Origin of the sequence: uncultured Butyricimonas sp. (assembly GCF_959596855.1) — a bacterium.
GTDB lineage: Bacteria > Bacteroidota > Bacteroidia > Bacteroidales > Marinifilaceae > Butyricimonas > Butyricimonas muris.
Map to the genome: position 1 here is coordinate 62,453 of NZ_CAUFYA010000022.1, position 16,645 is coordinate 79,097.

Below are 16,645 nucleotides of genomic sequence, written 5' to 3' on the forward strand. Positions count from 1 at the left end.
TTGATTACCCCATAAAAAAGAAGAAGAAAAACGGCATAAGATCTTTCAAACTCTCTTTCAATATCTTTTTCCCGCGGGCCTTTTGGGCCTTAATCGTGTTAACGCTCAATCCTAACTCATTGGCCGCACTCTCATTATCCAATCCTTGGAAATAACAGAGTTCAAATACTTTGCGGCACTCTTCCGGCAACTTGTTCACGGCATCGGCCAATTCCCGGTAGATTTCCGTCAAGATAATATTCTCCTCGAATGACTCCGCCCGCTCATCATAAGCCAATGAGGCGATATATCTATCGCGGGAACGCAAATTGCGCATATGGTTCAAGCAACCGTTACGAACGGAAAGGTATAAAAAATTCTTCAAATGAATCACGGACTGGAATTGTGTCTTTTTTTCCAACAGAGTAATAAAGATATCCTGCACGACATCTTCGATCACTTCCTCGTCTTGTAAATACTTGGAAGCAAAATAACAAAGCGAACCATAATATTCCTTAAATACCGACTCGATATCATTCACATCACCATCAAGCCCTTGCATTTTACTTCTTACCATCTTACTTACTCTTTTCCATGCCACTAAAAATAAATAAAGAAATCAAATTCAGCTAAAAAAGTCCCATCAATTAATCGTAACAAAACAGAAAAAACATTAATCACAACTTAACACCCCGCCGATTCAACCGTAATCTTCGGGATACCCGTGTTATCCAACCGCCTGTCAATACTCATTCCTAACTCGGCTACAGGCAATAATTTCTTCATACACGCGTTGTTTAACTTACCAAAATTAGGTATAAACAAGCAAAATGCCAAATTTACCCCGAACTTTTCGTCACGAACAACAAATAATTATATATCAACACATTGAAACGCAAACGTATGCACAATTATATGTTTTATAAGATGTTTTTTATCCGGAACAAATGTGTTAATTTTGTCCGCGTTTAGGATTACGACAAGGTATTTAACAATATATCAATCAAAAACAAAGACAATGATTTACTCGCATGAAGTACAACACATGTGTGTTGTGAAAAAAGGACCTAATCACGGTCCGGCACCCATCCCGGAAGAGGGAAAATGGGTTCGTTCCAAAGAAATCAAGGACATTTCGGGTCTGACCCACGGTATCGGCTGGTGTGCACCGCAACAAGGGGCATGCAAACTGACCTTGAACATCAAGGACGGCATCATCGAGGAAGCCCTCGTGGAAACCATCGGTTGCTCCGGGATGACCCACTCCGCCGCCATGGCGTCTGAAATCCTTCCCGGCAAAACCCTGTTGGAAGCGTTGAACACGGACTTGGTTTGCGATGCCATCAACACCGCCATGCGCGAACTGTTCCTGCAAATCGTGTACGGGCGCAGCCAAAGCGCCTTCTCCGAGGGTGGTCTTCCCATCGGTGCCAGCCTTGAAGACTTGGGCAAAGGAATGCGCAGCCAAGTGGGTACCATGTTCGGGACACGCGCCAAAGGAACCCGCTATCTCGAAATGGCAGAGGGATACGTTACCCGCATGGGATTGGACGAGGACGGTGAAGTCATCGGCTACGAGTTCATCCACCTCGGCAAATTCACCGACATGCTGAAAAAAGGTATCGACCCGAAAGAAGCGGTTGACAAGGCCAAAGGCAGCTACGGTCGCTTCGCGGAAGCCGTTAAATACATCGACCCGCGGCAAGAATAAACTAATTTGGTGATTTACGATTTATGATTAAGTGATTATTATCACGCTATTCAGAATCAAGAAATCACAAAAGTCGCTTGCGACTTTGTAATCATTAAATCTAAAATTATTATGGCTTTATTTGAAAGTTACGACCGCCGGATAAATCAAATCAACGCGGTATTAAATACACACGGGATCAAGGACATCGACGAGGCAAAGGCTATCTGTGACGCGAAAGGAATCGACCCGTACAAAATGTGTAAAGAAATTCAGCCCATCGCCTTCGAAAATGCGGCATGGGCTTACGTTGTAGGTGCGGCTATCGCCATTAAAAAAGGATGCAAGAAAGCAGCCGAGGCAGCCGAGGCTATCGGCGAGGGCTTGCAGTCCTTCTGCATACCGGGTTCCGTTGCCGCCGACCGCAAGGTAGGATTGGGACACGGCAATCTTGCCGCCATGTTGCTTCGCGAGGAAACGAAATGCTTCGCATTCCTTGCCGGGCACGAGTCTTTCGCCGCGGCAGAAGGCGCTATCGGTATCGCCAAATCCGCCAACAAGGTACGCCAGCAACCCTTGCAGGTAATCCTCAACGGGTTGGGTAAAGACGCCGCCATGATTATTTCCCGTATCAACGGTTTCACTTACGTGCAGACCGAATTTGATTACTACACGGGAGAATTGAAAATCGTGCGGGAGAAAGCCTATTCCAAGGGAGAACGCGCGCAAGTGAGATGCTACGGAGCCGACGACGTTCGGGAAGGTGTTGCCATCATGCGCCACGAGGGCGTGGATGTATCCATCACCGGGAACTCCACGAACCCGACCCGTTTCCAACATCCCGTTGCCGGCACTTACAAGAAAGAGTGCATGGAAACCGGAAAGAAATACTTCTCCGTGGCTTCCGGTGGTGGTACCGGACGTACCCTGCACCCGGACAACATGGCAGCGGGTCCCGCCAGCTACGGCTTCACCGACACGCTGGGACGCATGCACGGTGACGCGCAATTCGCCGGCTCCTCGTCCGTCCCCGCTCACGTGGAGATGATGGGATTCCTCGGCATGGGAAACAACCCGATGGTGGGTGCCACTGTTGCTGTTGCCGTTTCCATCGAGGAAGCAATGAAATAAAAACCTCGTTTTCAATAAATTTTTCATTCGGGAAGGGTGTGTTTCGACATACCCTTCTCTCTTATCCCGCAAAATCCGGATTTCATCCTCACCCGCTAACACCCGAAATCAACCCATTCCCGTGTCCTATCTTACCCCCGGGGGTGGATTTTACCAAACTTTCAGGCGGTTGACTAAAGGCTTCGCCTGTTATTCGCCTGATGTTCGCCCACACCTAGCCCACGTTTTAATGAAAAATATATAAATTTAACTTGACAAACCATCCTTCCGGTAGTATCTTTAAAGTGCCTATGAAAAGGCAAAGTAGATGGAACGAGGGGTATTAGGTAATAATTAAAAGTAACATTATGGTAGAAATTAAATCAGGAGCACTAAAAGACGCCAAGGGGAAATACAAGGGAATGGTTATTTTCCAAAAAGGCAAGAAAACATTCGGCAGGGCATTGCCCTCGTATGACGGTAACGCAGGATCACCCACCCGGGCAGCACAAAACGCACGTCTGGCAGCGGTAGTCACGTTGTATCAATCAATAAAGGAGACATACCTGTGCCACGCATGGCGCATGGAAGCTACCCGAAAAGAAATCTCGTCGGGATACAACTTATTCATTAGCACCAATCTCCAAGCATACAGCACGGACTGCACGGTAGGAGATTTCCAACTACTACACCTCACACGGGGCGTATTACAGACACCGTTCCAATTGCGCCGGCAGGAAGCACCCGCAGGTACGCTTTCACTGACTTGGGAACCCGCCCCGTGGAGTAACTACCGCCGCAACAGGGACGAGTTGGCGCTGGCAGTGATCTATGACCACGAGCCGTTCCGGGTGGAGATTATCGACCACACGGGAATTACCCGAGAGGATGGCATGGCGGCAATCACGCTGGAGCAACCCCTCGCGAGGGAAGCGCACGTGTACGCGTTTTTCGTGAACACAACACGGGATGGATTCTCGAACAGCACTTATTTCAACGTGCCACTAAGAGGTGTGTATTGACACACCTCCGGTCTATAAAGTTCATAAAGTTGGGCCTCCGGCTCCTAAAGTTTATAAAGTTCATGATTTATACAAGTCATGATTACAGGTCACGTGACCCGGTGAACCTTACAAACTTTACGAACCGCCATCACTTTATGAACCTTACAAACTTTATAAACCTTATAAACCTATTTATCATGGCAATATTTCAATCCAATCTATTCGATAAAGCATCGGGCTCCGTGGGCAACGTAACCATGTGCCAGTACAAGGGAAAAAACGTGGCCAAGGGCAAGATTTTCAGCAAAAAAAAGAAACAATCTCCCGCACAACGGGTGCAACAGGTACGATTCGCCACGCTATCCAAGCTATCCTTCCGCTTTTGCAACACGTTGCAAGCGAGCTTCCGGGGACAATCGTGGTCAACGGCTCGCGCCGCCTTCATCGGGACAAACCAGAACGCCGTGGAGGTAGACGAGGAAACGCTCGCCGTGACGATTCACCCGGAGCGTATCACCTGCTCGACGGGCAACCTGCTCCCACCCACGGTGGCGGTCACCTGCAACGACGGGGAAAGACGCATCCACGCCGAATGGTTCCGACAACCGCTTTCTCCCGTGGCAAAAGACAAGGATGACTTATTTCTTGCTATTTTCGACCAAAAAGCGAAAAAAGATATCGTCTATCCGCTGGGCAAACGAGGAGAACCCGGCAAAGCGGATTTCCCGCTCCACAAGAAGTTTCAGCCGGAAAGCATCATCGCTTACGTCTTCGCGGTATCGCCTCTCAACACACGGGCTTCCCGGTCGGCGTACACGGAGGTGAAACACGAGTAAAAGAGAAGCGGGGGCGCATCCTATTTTGCGGATGCGTCCTCCCGCTTCACGTCGTCGTTCACGATTCCCCGTTTTACCTTTTTCACGGTTGCCCGCAGGTTGCCGATGCGGTAGGACAGGCTGAAATTAAAACTCCGGTATTGCAGCACGTTCTCGTGATGCTGGATATATCCCGGGGCAGACACCACTCCTTTCAAACGGCGCAGGCCGTCGGCGAAGTTGTTGCCACTGCAAGAGAAAGTGAGCTTGTCTTTCAGAAAACTCTTGTTCAACGTGAGCGCATAGTAGTAGTAACCGTCAGAATCGTATTGAAGGCGGACACGGGAACCGAAATATCCCCCGTAAGCGCTGCACCGGATGCCCCACCACAAGGTTTGCTGCACGACCGCGGTCGCCGAGTATTGCCAGCCACGCGCGACGGAACGAATTTCGCGACTGTCGAGGTCGATGTAACCGACATTCCCGTTTACCCGCAAACTCGTCTTGCCGCCCAAGTTAGCGTTCACGAAAAGATTGAGCGTCACGCTGTTCTCTTGCCCGATATTCCCGAAGGTATTCACTTTCCGACCGTTCTCCATGAAGGTGTAGGCACGGATGGAATTACCCGAGTAACGATACTCGACGCTGGTATTTATCATCCACGCGGGAGTAAAGGTACTGAATCCCAAACTCACGATATGAAAACGTTCCGATTTCAAACGGCTGTTCCCGTATGATACCACGCTGGCGTTGGTTTCCGAGCGATAAGGATTGAGGTGCTGTATCCCCGGACGCATGACACGCGTGTTGTAGCCGACTTTCCAGACACGTGTCGGGGTTACCTGCAACGAGAACGTCACGGAAGGAATCACGTCCGTGAAACCGGCATCAAAATCCGGCTCCGTTCGCGAGTGTAAGGCGACATCAAACGCGGCACGTTCGAGGCGTACCCCGGCTTTCAGCCCGAATTTACGATATTTCAAGGCATACGTCAGGTAAGCGGCGTAAATATTCTGCACGTGCAGGAATCTCTCTTCCCTTGCCGGAAGCGACTCCCAATCTTCTCCCGGGTCTTCCCGACGTTTATAGATTCCCTTGCTGGAAGCGGCGCGACGAATGTATTTCAACCCGCATTCCAAGGTCTGCAAGGTATCGAACGGATGAACGTAATCCGCCTGAACGGTATGCTCGTCCGACCGTGCCTTGTTCTCATCCCGGATATCGTAAGGCGAGAAGGTGACTCGCGCGTTATCTTTCCAAAAGTCGAACATATACCGGTGATTGTACCCTCCCGATGGAATATAGTTGTACATGTAAGAAAGCGTGAAGAGTTGTTCCGGTTTCCGGAAAGTCCGTTGGTAATTGAAGGTCGCTTCCGTTCCCCCGTTATCTGTTTTCGACTTTTCGGTCGCGCAGTAACGGTACACGGGGGAGGCATCTTCCCGCTGCATCTCGTCCCGCTCCGCGGCTTCACGGATAATCTCGTACCGACGGGATGACAAAGAGAAAGTCAAGAGATTCAGAGAATCCGCCTCGTAGCTTATCTCCGCGTTGATGTACGATGCCGGTTGACGTACCTTACCGCGCACTCCCGAATAGAGGGTACGCGATTCCGTGTCATTCAGGTTTGTCAACACGGAATTATATCTCGCATCACGAAGATAATTGGGATAATGGGAGAAAAAGCCGGACGCCGATAACTTGTCGTACTTAAGCATCCCGCTCAAAGCAACACCCCATTTCCCGATATCGTCCACGTTACCCTGTGCGAAAACAGAATACCCCTCCAACCCGCCTCGCGCCATCTCTATATTGATAATTCCACCCGTCCCCGAGGCGTCGTACTTCGCCCCGGGACTCGTGATGACCTCGATTTTTCTGATCGCTGTTGCCGGGATTCCTTTCAACGCCTTCCCCGGTTTCTGTTTCATCAAGCCGGAAGGGCGCCCGTTGATATATATGGTACACCCGCTCCCGTTCAGTTCGATATTATCGTCCCCGTCAACCGTCACGAAAGGTACTTTGCGCAACATATCGAGCGTGCTCGTCACGCGGGCATCGGGATCGGACTCGACATCATACGTTATCTTGTCTATCTCGAATTTTATCGGGAGCCTCCGAGCCGTGACGTTCACGTCCCCGAGCCTCTCCGCCGTTTCCCGCGTGTACAGGATACCCAGCCCTGTCCCGTCCTGCCTCGTGCCGAGCGAAAACCCACGGGACACCGCCCGAAATCCCACGTGCGAGAGAGTCACCGTGTATTTCCCCGGCTGAAGTGCCGCCACTCGAAAATACCCGTTCGTGTCGGTCACGGTCAGTTTCACGGGAGCGAACGGGCGTTCCGCTCTCGCGACTTGTACCGTGGCATAAGCGACGGGCAACAAGGTAACACTATCTTTCAGCCAACCGGACACGCTGCCCCCTTTCTCCTTCGGTTGCGCGTGAACCGCCAAAGTCACGCAAAGTAATAGAATCAAGCTCAAATATTTTCTCCGATCCATCCGTTTCGTTTTTGGACAAAAATACACGGGTTTCCTTGCAGGGAGTTTACGCCATCCTTACATTTACCTTACATTTTACCGCCGGCGCACGATATCCCGTTTATTTTCCTTAGATTTGTAGAAACATCAGGATACAGCGTGGTTATGGACAAAGAATTCAATTTCATCAAAAGAAAGAATATTCTGGTTGTCGACGACGAACGGCAATTACTGGAACTCATCGAGAGTATTCTCCGCGGGGACAGTTTCACCTCCATCACGACCGCAGGCACGGCAAGCGAGGCGCTGAAGTCCTGCAAGCATTCCTTCCCGGATATCGCCGTGCTTGACGTGAACCTGCCCGACGGTGACGGTTTCTCGCTGATGAAGGAAATCCGGCAAATGAAGGACATCCCCATTCTTTTCCTCACGGCACGGGATAAACCGGAAGATATGTTCATGGGACTGGACGCCGGGGGTGACGATTACATGACCAAGCCTTTTCTCCCTAAAGAGCTTCTCTCGCGGTTGACGGCAATCCTGCGCCGCTCGTACAAAAATGAAAAGACCGTGGTAGAACTGGCGGATTGTACCGTTGATTTCGACAAAGCCGAGGTGAACAGGCAAGGCAGGATATTCCCGCTGACGGCACGGGAACACGCTATACTGGGCGTACTGTACAAATCGGCGAACCGGGTGGTGACGATCGACACGCTCTGCGAAGAGGCATGGGGCGACAACCTGTACGGGTACGAGAACTCGCTCATGGCACACATCAGGCGTATCCGGGAGAAAATAGAAGACAACCCGTCCGCCCCGGTTTCCCTCATCACGATCAAAGGGCTAGGTTATAAACTCTTAATATAGTGCGCCATGAACGACCTGCAACATTCCATTAAACGAATCGGGAAACGGGTACTAATCGGTGCCTTCCTGCTAATCACGATAAACGTGATCGTGTATTCACTCGTCGTTCACTATTATCTCAAGGCAGGCGGCTCGCAACCACCCGCGCAATTCATACGGAAAATAGCGGACAGGCTGCAAATAAACGACAACAATTTCCAACTCGATTCCTTACTTCTGGTGCAGATAAGAGAGCAACAGATGTGGGTGATGCTGCTGGACGATAAGAAGGGGAATATCCGCTGGGCAGTTGACCTCCCGAAAGAGATTCCCGACACGTACACCCTGAGCGATATTTCCTCTATGGCAAAATTCTACTTGAAGGACTATCCCGTGGTGACATGGAAAAAGGACGACGGGCTTCTCGTGGCGGGTTACCCGAAAGACAGTTACGCACGGTATAATAGTATGCAGCGAATAGCGGAAGTGAAATTTTTTCCCGTCCTCTATATCATGCTTATTTTCGGGAATATATTCGTGTTGATACTTGTCTACGTGTTTATCGACCACCGGATGTCGCGTTCGCTGAAAGGGGTACTCGGGGGCATACAAAAGTTGTCTAACGGGGAATCCGTTCAAGTAAAGGAGAAAGGGATGTTTGCCGACGTGGCATCCTGCCTGAACCGCACTTCGGGTATATTGCACAAGCGTTCCGTGTACCGGGAGAACTGGATAGCGGGCGTGTCGCATGACGTGCGTACTCCCTTGTCCGTGATTCTCGCACGGGCGGGACAACTGGAAGAGGGGAATTACTCCCCGGAAGAAACCCGGGAACAGGCACTTTATATCCGGAATCAAGCTCTTCAGCTACGGGAACTGATTGATGATCTGAATTTATTTTCCCAACTGGAAAACGGAACCCGGACACCGCGGAAAGAAACGTTCCACCCGGTAACTTTTTTCAGGCAGACCATCGCCGCTTTTCTCAACAATGAACCCCGGACGCAACGTTACCAAGTGGAAACAATCATCGCTCCCGGTATGGAATCCGCCGTCCTGCACGGGGATACACGTCTACTCGCACGGGCAATCAATAACCTGCTTTACAATAGCATCCGCCATACCCCGGAAGGAACGACATTGACATTGAGCTTGAAACATGAAAAGGGACGGTTTTGTTTTACCGTGGCGGATAACGGGGACGGGGTTTCTCCCGAATACTCGCGGGAACTACAAACCTTGGCGCAAGGCAGTCTGCCGGATGTACTTCCGGGACAGGAACACGGATTGGGATTAAGTATCGTGTGCCAGATCGTGAAGATGCACAAGGGAGAAATATTCTTTCGCGATTTACAACCTCACGGGTTCTCGACAGAGATCAGGTTACCGGACTAACGTTGTTCCGCGGGGCGTTTGTGTTTCCAGCGCCGATGCGACCAAAGCCAGTATTCGGGATTTTCACGGATAAACTTTTCCAACATGCGGGTATGCATACGGGTAAGTTCTCCCGGTTCCAAGTTTTGCGGATCGGAACACAGGTCATAAAACTCGGCGTGATAATAACCGCGTTTCACTTTTCTCATGTTGAGATACACTACCGGTTGGTTCAATTTGCGGGCAATTTTCTCCGTTCCCTCCATCACGGGCGTATCTTGATTCAAGAAAGTCGTCCAGAAATTCAACGAATGTTTATTCGGGGTTTGATCTCCGATAAACCCGGTCATGCATATTTTCCCCTCTTTCTGGTTACGCAACATCACCCGTAACGTGTCGGCTTTCGCGAGAGGCGTTGCCCCGAAGCGACTTCTGATCAGGTAGGTCATCCGGTCGAATACTTTGTTGTGTATGGGTTTATAGATCGGGATTAACTCGATGCCTTTTTCCCACAGTTTATAAGAATACATCATCTCCCAATTGCCGTAATGACCGGCAAAGACTATCACGCTACGTCCTTGCTCGAAATAATGATGGGGTACGTCCAAGTTCATCATCACGCAGCGCCGCTTGATTTCAGCCTCCGATATGTGCCACAATTTGTAGAACTCGGCAAACGTGTCACACAAGTGCCGGTAATAACGCCGGGCAATACACTTTCGTTCTTCCTCACTCTTCTCCGGGAAAGCGTTCCGCAGGTTCATGTCGACTACCCCGCGACGATACCTGATGCCATAATATAAAACAAGAAACAATATGTCCGTCACCCAATACATCATGGGCAACGGGAAGAAACTTGCAATCCACAGGAATCCATATCCCGCGTAAGAGCATAAACAGATTAATAATTTCATTCGAACGCTATAAGTTTCACACGCATTTTGACTTGTTTTCCTACCACAAGTTTCTCAAAGGTAGCAAAATTGTCGGCATTCCGAAATATATCAATTTCTATTTACGCTTTTTCCATGTAATTTATTGTTTATATATACAAGGCAGAAGCAGGCTATTCGCCTGAAGGCAGTGAGTAATCAAATAGATGTGGCAAATCCGGTTCCCAACCGGTAAAACCGGAAGGGAACCGGAATCCGCTTACTTCGTTATCGAAGCAATCAATTTCATATCCTGTTCAATACGGTACATCATGGCACGGTAATGATCACGCATACGGCTGTCGGCATGTTGTTCGGACAATGCCTTTGCCTGATCGTGAATGTCATTCACCCAAGCGATCAGATTCGTCCCGTAGGTCGACAATTTGTTGCTATTGGTAAGAACGGCATTTTTCACCAACAAGTCCATGAAGCACATGATAAATATATTTTCCGTGTGACACTCGAAGCCGGACAGTACCGTATTCTTGTCAAAATCCTTGAATAACAAACGACGTATATCCCGCCAGTATTCAATCAGGTTGTACGCTTTATCGCCCTCGACACGAGAAGCCAACTCGATATTCCCGATCACCTTGGGGTTTAACAAGTACGAGAACACGATCTCCTGCAAACCGAAACGCACGGCTTCCGGACCTACCCCAAATTCTTTGGCAAGTACCTCATCATACATCCAAGATTGAGGTGCGGCAAATACATACTCGGCAAGGAACGCCAACGTATTTTGCTGCAATTCTTTAGAAGAAAAGGCTTCCCCTTTTTCCAGAGTCATGCGGCAGCCGATGTTTTCCATCACTTTGTATACCAGATTCTGGTACAACGAACCTAAAGCTGTCGCTCCTCCCTGCGCGTACACCATCCAATCGTCGTTCTTCTTGTCGGCAGAAGCGGAAAGCTTGTTCAGATTCTTGATAAAGCGCTCCATGTTACGGACTCCCAAGCGTGCGGCCTCTATTTTATCCGAAGACAAATCCGAAGGCAAAGCCCGAAAATCGTAACTCGTGTTCTTCATGTAAAGAAGTGCCTTATCTTTCAAACGACGGTCCGTGAGGTCTTTCAATAACTTTCTGTCGGTATTGATATCCTTGCTGTTCGGGAACAACCGGTAGCCCCACTCGATAGCCCAACGGTCATAAGCACCGACTTTACAACCGACTAACTCATCCGTGGTCATCCTGTCCTCGGGCTGTGCCGCGAAGTTGTAGGAACAATCATCCAACACGGAAGCCGAGAATCCGTTCTTTTTCACGAAATTACGGTCACGAATCTGCGCGGGAGTGTAAGCGTAACTACCCGCATAGTTGGGAAGTAATCCCAAGGCGAGTCCCACTTGTTTTGCCACGAACATACGAACGATAGCACCCGCCACCCGCGGATCAAAGTAATTCTTTTCCAAACGGGGGTCTACCCCGGCACAGCGGGCGAAATAGGTTTCCAAGTAACCCCCCAGAGTAACGTGATTCAAATTCACGTTGCAAGCCAGTATCTCCCCGGTACGAATATCCCGATCGAAAGAAGTAGAGTTGCTACCCGCATTGATACTGTACGAGATCACGGCACGGGCGGAAGTCATCTCGTCCTCGTCCTTCGCCACTCGCACTTGAATGGCGTTTTTAAATCCCGCTTTCTCGAAAGCGGATTGCCATTGCAAAACCCCTTCTTTGGCATATTTGATCAATTCTTTCGGAAAATACGCATCCAGATAGAACACGATCGGTTCTTTCGGCTCGGTCAGAATACCCTTGGCGTAAGCGTTCATGTCCTTGGGTTCGAGGTTCCATTTGGTAACGATGGTTCTTTTCTTCACCCCGTAAGGATTCGTGCCGAAATCGTAGTAATTCAAGGTTTCGTACCCCACACGCTCGTCGGCATAGCGCACCCGCATACGCCTTTCGGGCAACAGATCCACGTGACACTCGATACCCGCCACGTTCTGATCAACAATCCACGTCAACTTGAATTTCACCCCGTTCCGTTTCTTCAACACCTCGTTCACGAAAATCATCTCGCCTCCCCCGGATTGCTTGTTACCCTTGAGGGCGGCACTCGTGCCCTCGTCCGAGAGTTTATACCAATCGGCAACACCCTTGATCTGGTTCGTGATCTCGATAATCACCCCGGCGGAGTCCTTCCCCCAAGCCACGATCGGGTAAACCGCTTCCACGGGCAAAAGAGTTTCCTCTGCCAGTATGCGCTCCAACTCGGGTTGCTTCTCCGAAGCCACCATGCCATTGTACTCGCTGTACATGTACAGTTTATCTTTCGGTCCTTTCTTGAAACACACCACCCCGGCAGATTCCTGCCCCGAAGCTCTCACCCCGATACCTTTCAACATCTGACCGGAGATAAAAATATCTCTCCCGAGGTATTCGTCAGCGATCTCCATGTAATACTTATCGTCCGCCTCGTACACGGGGAAAATAGCATCCACCCGTTTCATTCCTTCCTTGAAGAATTTGTCAAACGACATGGGGCCTTTCTTTGTTTCCGCGGCAGGCTTCTTCTCTTCCGGGGCTTTCTTCTCCTGCCCGATACCCGGTAAAGACACCAGCAGGCACAATGCAATGAACAATATATAACTTCTCATCATAACCTCACTTTTAATATATAGCATTCTTCTCTCCCTTCAACCACCCCCTTATCGTTTTCACGATCGCGTCAGCGTGCATCCGGGCTGACTCGTCTTGCGTCTTAACGGCATAAGCCTCTGCCGCCTTTGCCACGCTTTCCATTTGCAGGGTGAATAACGTCAACAGGTTGGTCGTTTTTCTCACCTCAGAGTAATTCGTGATCACCATTACCTGACGGATGTATTCCATTTGAAGGTCCCTACGAGAGGAAGGTATTTCATCCCCGTTTTTCAACTCGGAGAATATACCGTCTTCCATATCCCGGAAGAACTCCTCGGGAGTGTAATTCCCTTCACGCCCGTACAACTCCACGCAAGTGGTAAGGAATGCAGATTTCGGCAACAAGTTTTGGATCACGAAACGCTGGATACTGCTCCATGTTTTCAACCCGTCGACTTCAGCCAATCCCGTGATACGTTTGTCAAATAACCAGTCGGGTCTGTTGAACACGTGTTTCGCAAGGAAGTCCATAGCCTCCTTTTGCCGTTCGAGTTCCACCATGCTGGAACCCGTCCCGGGCTCCGACCGCAAGGGAGTTTCACTGTAACGACCTGCCACGTTTTTCAGCACGTGCGAAACGAAATACATGTATTGGTTCAATACCCCGCTATATATCATTTTCAGGTAGGTAGCCTCATCGTCATCGCCTTTCGTCCACGCTTCCAGATTATTCATGATCAATTTCAAATTCTTGATACCATACTCGCTTGCCTTCATGCTATTGTCACCCAAGTCCTCAGACTGCCAGCGGGGATCGGACATATCCAACTCCGTTCCGAACCTGTATTTCGGGTCTTCCTTGTATTTCTCCCCCACCCATTTTCTTAAATAGGCGGTTTCCTCGTTCAGCTTCATCCCGGGGAAATAGCGATATCCCCACTCTATGGCAAATTCATCATAGATTCCGATACCGGGAATCAAATCTTTCGTGTCAATCTTGTCTTCCGGCTGGGCGATATAGTTCATACGCGCATAGTCCATGATGGAAGCGGTATGCCCGTATTTCTTCACAAATTCCCTATCTCTCAACTTCTCCACGGGATAAGTACTGCTTGCCCCGAAATTGTGGCGCAGTCCCAAGGTATGCCCTACCTCGTGAGCCACAACAAAACGCATCACGTCGCCGATTACCTCTTCCGGCATCGGGTATTGACGCACCCGAGGATCGGAAGCGGCAGCTTGGCAGAAATACCATTGTTGTACCATAGCCATCACGTTGTGGAAGATTCCGATATGAGAACAAAGTATCTCACCGGAACGGGGGTCTGCCATGTGAGGCCCGTAAGCGTTCGCTACCAATGACGCCTTGTAAGAGATCACGGAATAACGAATGTCCTCGATAGAAAAGTCCGGGTCTTCTTCCGGCGTGGGAGCCATCTTGCCGATAATGGCGTTCTTGAAACCGATCTTCTCGAAAACAGGCCGCCACAAGTTCACCGCCTCAACAAAGTAAGGTTGCAGGAATTTCGGGGTATTGCGATCGATATAGAACACGATCGGTTTTACCGGCTCCACCAATTCCCCGCGTTTGTATTTCTCCATATCTTCCGGTTTCGGTTCCAAACGCCAGCGGCTAACCATGCTGACACGTTCCGATTTGTAAGGATTCGCCCCGAAATCAACTTTCCCGTACGCGAAATATCCTACCCGACTATCCTCGAAACGCGGACGCATCGGTACTTCCGGTAACAAGGCAATGGATACCCCGATTTCCCAACGTGTGGGGGGAGTCGGCTCACTTCCGCCTTTCGGGTATGCCGGACTGGGCGGCAAGGCTCTCGAACCCGCGGAATAACTCTTCACGGAACGAAAGATGATGTTATTCTTAAAAGTGCTGATCTTGGTCATGTAAGAACGATCCGCTTGAAAAGAACCCAACCCCAATCTCTTGGCTGACGCTTTCAACGAGAACAAGTCATTATCCCCCGTCACGGCTGTCGTCACATCCAACAACAAGGAGTTTTCGCCCTTCGCCTTCACGTCGAACACGTACAACACTGGAATCAGACTCGCATTCTTTACCGTGTTGTATATTCCCATCGTCGTGTCCGTCACGGCATAGCCGTAAGTGGGCTTTTTCACGAACACCTTGTCCTTGGGTCCCCGCTCGAAACTAATAATCGTGTGGGTCAAGGCATCTCCCGGGTAACCGTACATTTGAGTAGGGGTCGGATTCGGATTCTCCGACCCCTTGATGATTGAAATCATGGATACAAATTCCCTCTCCATCATATCATCGGGAATTTCCATGTAATACTTGTCATCCTGCACGTATACATTGAACATCCCTTCATGTACCTCCGCTTCAGATTTTATAAACTCCGAAATAGCAGGCAATCCCTTCCGTTTCGTCGAATCCGCCTCTACTTTTTCTTTCTCTTGGGCAGAAAGTACAGGCACACACATCCCTAAATAGCATATAGTGAATGCTATTAATCTACATACAATTTTCATACAGATACTTATTTGTTAATTGTTTCCTAGTTTTTCAGCTCGCATTTTTTCAATGATACTTTTCACAATACCGTACTTTTTAAAAACGTGCGGATAATCCTCCTCGTATAATTCCCGTACTTGTTCCTCCGTGAAACCTAAATACAGGGCTACATAGTCATTCACATCTTGATCTCTCGAAGGGAAATAATACAATTCTCCCTCTATAATCGGTCTATTGGGAGCAGGTTTCAAGAAACCGTATTCCTCACAAGGTGCATAGGAAGGATTATATTTACTTGGAGCAGTATTAATATCCACCTTATTTCCATAACCATAATATTCATTAACATCCTTAGTCAACACTTTGTAAAAAGGATCCAAATCCGTTTTGTTGTAAGTATTGTAAATATAAGTTCCAACTTGAGCGGTTAATATTTCTCCCGCAAGCATTCTTTTTTCTTTTTCATCCATATTTTTGATGTCCGGTAATTTACCGACAGCAACAGTCGTTAATCCGGAAAAAGCTGAACCAATATAAGGAAGATAATTTTTATCATTCAACCCCATATGCAATGTATCCACCAGTAAATAACTACGAGGAACATCTATAAAATCCGGGAAATTCGCTAATACATAGTCTCGTAGCAATTTAACTCCTTCCATTATATCTTCTTCATTAGAAGACAGTACATAAGCATTGGGAACTTCTCCATAGATATTACCCGTGATCGTGTAATTCAACTTAATCACCTCGTAATAAATATTAGGACGCCCGAAAGCATCGGTTCCCCGATCTTGGGAACCAATGGTATCATTGTAAAAAATAGGTACACCATACAGTTCATAGGCTTGATATATCGTATGATCCAGTACACTATTCGGATTGTCTTTATTTACCCACCAGTTTTCATCTTGATAACTGGGCATTACATCATCTTCTTTATCATTACAAGAAATTAAAAACGATGTACAAATAATGGCTGCTATATAAAATATCTTTTTCATAGACTACTTAATTATTAATCTTACGTTCCTCTCTTATTACATTCTGAACTAAAGAACCATTGTTATAACTTATGGCATAATCCGGTATAGGCAGTACATAAGCTGTCTCTTCATTATACTTCTTCAAGCGGAAATTCCCCTCGAAAGAGTACTGCGACGCGGAAGGTCTTGAATAATGCGGATGGAGAATTTCTTTCGTGAAAGGATGTGTCGAAGATACTGCATACCGACGTAAATCGAACCAACGATGTCCCTCGAAACACAATTCCCGGCGACGTTCGTTTCTAATAAAGTCAATAAAATTCTCATCCCTATTGGCAATC

At 48.6% G+C, this 16,645-nt stretch carries 13 protein-coding genes; 6 read left to right on the top strand and 7 right to left on the bottom strand.

From position 1 onward, the window contains the following. Positions 1 to 4: 4 nt before the first annotated feature. A complete protein-coding gene (locus tag Q5866_RS11020) occupies positions 5 to 556 on the bottom strand; it encodes an RNA polymerase sigma-70 factor (protein WP_099290721.1) in 552 nt (183 codons plus the stop codon). A gap of 441 nt (positions 557 to 997) precedes the next feature. Here Q5866_RS11020 and Q5866_RS11025 point away from each other — a divergent pair, with 441 nt between their 5' ends. The 4 genes from Q5866_RS11025 (at position 998) to Q5866_RS11040 (ending at position 4,619) form a co-directional block, all read left to right on the top strand. Next, the gene (locus Q5866_RS11025; protein ID WP_099290722.1) at positions 998 to 1,690 is read left to right on the top strand and encodes an iron-sulfur cluster assembly scaffold protein; all 693 of its coding nucleotides are present in this window, start codon (positions 998 to 1,000) and stop codon (positions 1,688 to 1,690) included. Positions 1,691 to 1,801: 111 nt separating this feature from the next. After that, entirely contained in the window at positions 1,802 to 2,800 is a 999-nt protein-coding gene (locus Q5866_RS11030) for a GGGtGRT protein (protein ID WP_099290723.1), read from the top strand. Between the two features lie 347 nt (positions 2,801 to 3,147). Continuing rightward, positions 3,148 to 3,801 carry a hypothetical protein gene (locus Q5866_RS11035; protein WP_099290724.1) on the top strand — a complete coding sequence of 218 codons (654 nt, stop codon included), beginning with the start codon at positions 3,148 to 3,150 and terminating at the stop codon, positions 3,799 to 3,801. Between the two features lie 179 nt (positions 3,802 to 3,980). Next, entirely contained in the window at positions 3,981 to 4,619 is a 639-nt protein-coding gene (locus Q5866_RS11040; protein ID WP_099290725.1) for a hypothetical protein, read from the top strand. A 20-nt stretch (positions 4,620 to 4,639) separates the two neighbouring features. Here Q5866_RS11040 and Q5866_RS11045 read toward each other — a convergent pair whose 3' ends face one another. Further along, complete coding sequence (locus tag Q5866_RS11045; protein WP_303180257.1) at positions 4,640 to 7,099, bottom strand: TonB-dependent receptor; 2,460 nt, start codon at positions 7,097 to 7,099, stop codon at positions 4,640 to 4,642. Between the two features lie 144 nt (positions 7,100 to 7,243). Between Q5866_RS11045 and Q5866_RS11050 the strand changes: the two genes are divergently transcribed. Both Q5866_RS11050 and Q5866_RS11055 read left to right on the top strand, forming a co-directional pair. Beyond that, complete coding sequence (locus Q5866_RS11050) at positions 7,244 to 7,945, top strand: response regulator transcription factor (RefSeq protein ID WP_303180258.1); 702 nt, start codon at positions 7,244 to 7,246, stop codon at positions 7,943 to 7,945. Positions 7,946 to 7,951: 6 nt separating this feature from the next. After that, the gene (locus Q5866_RS11055; protein WP_303180259.1) at positions 7,952 to 9,319 is read left to right on the top strand and encodes a sensor histidine kinase KdpD; all 1,368 of its coding nucleotides are present in this window, start codon (positions 7,952 to 7,954) and stop codon (positions 9,317 to 9,319) included. On the opposite strand, the gene Q5866_RS11060 is transcribed toward Q5866_RS11055, so the two are convergent. The 5 genes from Q5866_RS11060 to Q5866_RS11080 form a co-directional block, all read right to left on the bottom strand. Next, entirely contained in the window at positions 9,316 to 10,212 is an 897-nt protein-coding gene (locus Q5866_RS11060; protein ID WP_303180261.1) for a lysophospholipid acyltransferase family protein, read from the bottom strand. The two genes, Q5866_RS11055 and Q5866_RS11060, sit on opposite strands and share 4 nt — an antisense overlap. A gap of 238 nt (positions 10,213 to 10,450) precedes the next feature. Further along, positions 10,451 to 12,841: a zinc-dependent metalloprotease gene (locus Q5866_RS11065; protein WP_303180262.1), complete on the bottom strand. Its 2,391-nt coding sequence runs from the start codon at positions 12,839 to 12,841 to the stop codon at positions 10,451 to 10,453. Positions 12,842 to 12,851: 10 nt separating this feature from the next. Then, entirely contained in the window at positions 12,852 to 15,335 is a 2,484-nt protein-coding gene (locus Q5866_RS11070; RefSeq protein ID WP_303180263.1) for a zinc-dependent metalloprotease, read from the bottom strand. A gap of 15 nt (positions 15,336 to 15,350) precedes the next feature. Then, complete coding sequence (locus Q5866_RS11075) at positions 15,351 to 16,322, bottom strand: hypothetical protein (RefSeq protein ID WP_186977043.1); 972 nt, start codon at positions 16,320 to 16,322, stop codon at positions 15,351 to 15,353. A 7-nt stretch (positions 16,323 to 16,329) separates the two neighbouring features. Further along, on the bottom strand, positions 16,330 to 16,645 hold a 316-nt coding region (locus Q5866_RS11080; protein ID WP_303180266.1), incomplete at its 5' end, for a RagB/SusD family nutrient uptake outer membrane protein.

What these genes read in the sequence shown, in the direction of transcription:
- Q5866_RS11030 (WP_099290723.1), top strand. Translation starts at nt 1,802, where the DNA reads ATGGCTTTATTTGAAAGTTACGACCGCCGGATAAATCAAATCAACGCG.
- Q5866_RS11070 (WP_303180263.1), bottom strand. Translation starts at nt 15,335, where the DNA reads ATGAAAATTGTATGTAGATTAATAGCATTCACTATATGCTATTTAGGG.
- Q5866_RS11050 (WP_303180258.1), top strand. Translation starts at nt 7,244, where the DNA reads ATGGACAAAGAATTCAATTTCATCAAAAGAAAGAATATTCTGGTTGTC.
- Q5866_RS11060 (WP_303180261.1), bottom strand. Translation starts at nt 10,212, where the DNA reads ATGAAATTATTAATCTGTTTATGCTCTTACGCGGGATATGGATTCCTG.
- Q5866_RS11040 (WP_099290725.1), top strand. Translation starts at nt 3,981, where the DNA reads ATGGCAATATTTCAATCCAATCTATTCGATAAAGCATCGGGCTCCGTG.
- Q5866_RS11025 (WP_099290722.1), top strand. Translation starts at nt 998, where the DNA reads ATGATTTACTCGCATGAAGTACAACACATGTGTGTTGTGAAAAAAGGA.
- Q5866_RS11045 (WP_303180257.1), bottom strand. Translation starts at nt 7,099, where the DNA reads ATGGATCGGAGAAAATATTTGAGCTTGATTCTATTACTTTGCGTGACT.
- Q5866_RS11020 (WP_099290721.1), bottom strand. Translation starts at nt 556, where the DNA reads ATGGTAAGAAGTAAAATGCAAGGGCTTGATGGTGATGTGAATGATATC.
- Q5866_RS11075 (WP_186977043.1), bottom strand. Translation starts at nt 16,322, where the DNA reads ATGAAAAAGATATTTTATATAGCAGCCATTATTTGTACATCGTTTTTA.
- Q5866_RS11055 (WP_303180259.1), top strand. Translation starts at nt 7,952, where the DNA reads ATGAACGACCTGCAACATTCCATTAAACGAATCGGGAAACGGGTACTA.
- Q5866_RS11035 (WP_099290724.1), top strand. Translation starts at nt 3,148, where the DNA reads ATGGTAGAAATTAAATCAGGAGCACTAAAAGACGCCAAGGGGAAATAC.
- Q5866_RS11065 (WP_303180262.1), bottom strand. Translation starts at nt 12,841, where the DNA reads ATGATGAGAAGTTATATATTGTTCATTGCATTGTGCCTGCTGGTGTCT.